Below are 3153 nucleotides of genomic sequence, written 5' to 3' on the forward strand. Positions count from 1 at the left end.
TTCCTCGTTATGATTAAAAATCAAAAAATATGCTGTTTGCTGAATTCAATTATATAGAAAGCAACCTTTATTCCAGCTGTGCAACTGCTTGAAATGACAGGATGTTTATGATTGTCTTCAGCGGCTGGGTGGGAAAATGTAAAGATATCCGACATGGTTGAGGAACGGCAGCAGTCGGCCCTGGGAGCTGAAAAATTCTGTAAAATCAGCAAGATACCGTGATTTGGGCTCGCAACGCCGGAAAAGACGGTGAGCAGGGTGAAAATGGCGGGAAAATGGTGTCGGGAAATTTTACAGGATAGGGGGCAGGTAAGTTGTGCCGAAGAGCAATAGTTTGACCGCCTGGGTTGCGGTGGATTAGCAACAGCTTGACAAAAGAAGAAATTTCCATATAATATTAACGATAAACATATAGAATATATTTGGAGGATTTATGGCTCAATTACATTGCTATGTTCCGGACGAAGTGGCTGAACAATTCCAGCAGAAGGCCAGACACGCGCAGCTGTCGGTATCTAAATACCTGGCCCGCCTGGTGAAAAACGAAATCTGTTCTCAATGGCCCGAAGATTATTTTAAGGTTTTCGGTTCCTGGGAAGGGGAGGTGCTTGAACGTCCGGAACAGGGTGAATATGAACAACGATTGGAGATGGGGTAGATGTATTTACTCGACAGCAATGTATGTATTCATCTGCTCAACGAAAGGCATGCCGGTATCGAGCGTAATTTCCGTTCCCGTTCTCCTGCAGAAATCGCTTTATGCAGTATTGTCAAAGCGGAACTGTTTTTTGGCGCCAGGTACAGTCAGAGGGTGAGTGCCAATCTCCAACGCTTAAAACAGTTCTTTGCGCCCCTGGCAAGTTTACCATTCGATGACCGCTGTGCCGAAGAATATGGCCAGATCCGGGCGGAATTGACCGCCGGGGGAAGATTGATCGGTCCGAATGATATGCTGATTGCCGCAATTGCGCGTGCATATGATGCAATTCTGGTGACTCATAATACCAATGAGTTCAGTCGGATTGTGGGTATCAGAATTGAGGATTGGGAAGGTTAGGGAGAAATGGACAAGGGATTCTTTCAGGAATATTTCAGCCTGCAATTATTTTGACTCCTTGATTCGCTTCCGGTATAGTTTTTCCGTTCGGCTGGCCGCTGTCATCAATGCCGGCAAAGCCGGGAAAGGTCATCACCTGTCATGCTGTTCAAATTTCTGTATGCCTTGAACGTTTTGCTGCTCTTGTCGGACTTGTTGATTTTCCGGCTGTCCAGCGGCGAGCGGCGCTATTCCCTTTCCCTGGTCCGGATTCTGCTGGCGTTGCCGCTGCTGGCCGGGGAATATTTCTACCTTGCCCGGTACCCGGAGCCCCGGGTGGCCGGGCTGATGTTTTTTTCCGAGGTGGTATTCGCCCACCTCTGGTTTTTCTTCGCCCTGCGGTTATCGGCGCTGACCACAGGCGTTTCCCGGACGACCAGAAATCTCCTGATCGAGATTTTCATCGGCGGGGCGGTGGCCGTCTGGGCCTTCTACCTGCTGTTTCGTCCCCCGGTGGTGGGGATGGATGCAGGCCGGCTGTTTTTTCAGCTCTACAGTCCGGTCTATTTTGTCAGTATTTTTATCCTGGTGGCGGTTTTTTATGCCGCCTGGCGGCTGGAGCAGTTCTGGCGCGCCCTTGATGCCGCCCGGCGCTGGGAGTATAAATTCCTGGTGGTCGGCTGCTACCTGGTCTGCGGTTCCCTGGCCTGGGCCGCCTCCTACCGGCTTACTTTCCTGGTTATTGTTCCCGTCCACCTGCGGCTGCTGGCGGTTTTGCTGACAGTCGGCTGGGCCCTGACGGCCTATGCCGTGGTTCATTACCGCTTGCTGAACCGCAAGATTTTCGTTTCCCGCAAGGTGGTCTATTCCTTTGTGGTTCCCGGTTTGATTGCCGTCTACCTGATCGGTTTCGGCCTGCTCTCAATGGTTCTGCGCTTGTTTGATCTGCAGTTTTCCTTCGTCCTCAAGTGGCTGCTCCTGGCACTGGGACTGGTCGCCGTCGGCCTTTTTGCCTTTTCCTCTAAACTGCGCCGCCGGGTTCACTTTTTTATCAGCACCCATTTTTATATCAACAAGTACGAATACCGGGACGAGTGGCTGGCCCTCTCCCAGCATCTCCAGGGGGCCATGACCGAGGCCGGGGTGGTGGATGCCCTGCGCCGGGTTCTGGCCGAAAGCCTTTATACCAGTGAGATTTTTATCTGGGTCGGGGATTCATCCGCTGGCTACCGGCTGGTGTATATGGCTGAAAATCACGATGTCGGGAAGGGTAAACTGACCATGGCCGCCGATGATCTTCTGGTGCGATTTGTGAAAACCCATTCCCATTTTCTGCTGCGGGAAAAAGAACCGGACCCGGCCTGGCAGGAGGTGGCAAAAAAGAAAGAGGTTTTCCTGACTTCACTCAATCTGCTCCTCCTGGCCCCCATCGCCATCGGCGATCAGCTGGTGGGCCTGATCGGCCTGGGGCCGGAGTATACCGGCGGCGTGTATGGCCATGATGATTTTGACCTGCTCACCGTCCTCGGCAGTCAGGCGGCCTCATCCCTGCTGGCGGCGCGAATGGCTGAAAAACTGGCCCACGCCCGGGAACAGCAGGCCTGGAACCGTCTCTCGGCTTTCGTTCTCCATGATATTAAAAACGCCGCCACCATGCTTTCTCTGCTGCGGGAAAACGCCCCGGAGCATCTCGGGGAGCCGGAATTTCAGCAGGATATGCTCGAAGTGGTGGACGACGCTTTAAAAAGGATGGGGCGGGTGGAGGTGCGCCTGAAAAGTCTGAAAGACGAGCTGGTGCCGGAAAATCGGGAGTTTCAGCTTTGTCAGTTGCTGGAAGACTGTCGCCGGCAGCTGGCAAAGAAACTTCCGGCGCTTAAGATTGTCCTTGACTGCCGGGATGATTTGTGGCTGGAGAGCGATCCTGAACTGCTGGCCTCCGTCTTCGAAAATTTGCTGCTCAACGCCTTTGAGTCCGGCGGCGAGGGGACTTGCGTCCGCCTTGGAGTCCGGCAGGATGAATCATCCCGGCAGGCGGTGATTGAGGTTGCCGATGACGGCCCGGGAATTTCGCCGGAGCTGCTGCCCGAGGGTTTGTTTGAGCCCTTTAAAACCAGCAA

3 protein-coding genes are annotated in these 3153 nt (G+C 53.2%); all 3 read left to right on the forward strand.

Annotated elements, in window-relative coordinates; all coding sequences use genetic code 11:
• The first annotated feature begins 433 nt into the window (after window positions 1–433).
• Window positions 434–658: a hypothetical protein gene (locus tag U9P07_07125; protein MEA2109175.1), complete on the forward strand. Its 225-nt coding sequence runs from the start codon at window positions 434–436 to the stop codon at window positions 656–658.
• Window positions 659–1057 carry a type II toxin-antitoxin system VapC family toxin gene (locus U9P07_07130; protein MEA2109176.1) on the forward strand — a complete coding sequence of 133 codons (399 nt, stop codon included), beginning with the start codon at window positions 659–661 and terminating at the stop codon, window positions 1055–1057. It begins immediately after the preceding gene.
• Window positions 1058–1198: 141 nt separating this feature from the next.
• Window positions 1199–3153, forward strand: a 1955-nt coding sequence (locus tag U9P07_07135; GenBank protein ID MEA2109177.1) for an ATP-binding protein, incomplete at its 3' end; no start/stop codon positions are given.

Source organism: Pseudomonadota bacterium (assembly GCA_034660915.1).
Classification (GTDB): domain Bacteria; phylum Desulfobacterota; class Anaeroferrophillalia; order Anaeroferrophillales; family Anaeroferrophillaceae; genus DQWO01.

Bases quoted from the DNA above. Each gene is read 5' to 3' on its own strand.
- U9P07_07125 (MEA2109175.1), top strand. From the start codon at position 434: ATGGCTCAATTACATTGCTATGTTCCGGACGAAGTGGCTGAACAATTC.
- U9P07_07130 (MEA2109176.1), top strand. From the start codon at position 659: ATGTATTTACTCGACAGCAATGTATGTATTCATCTGCTCAACGAAAGG.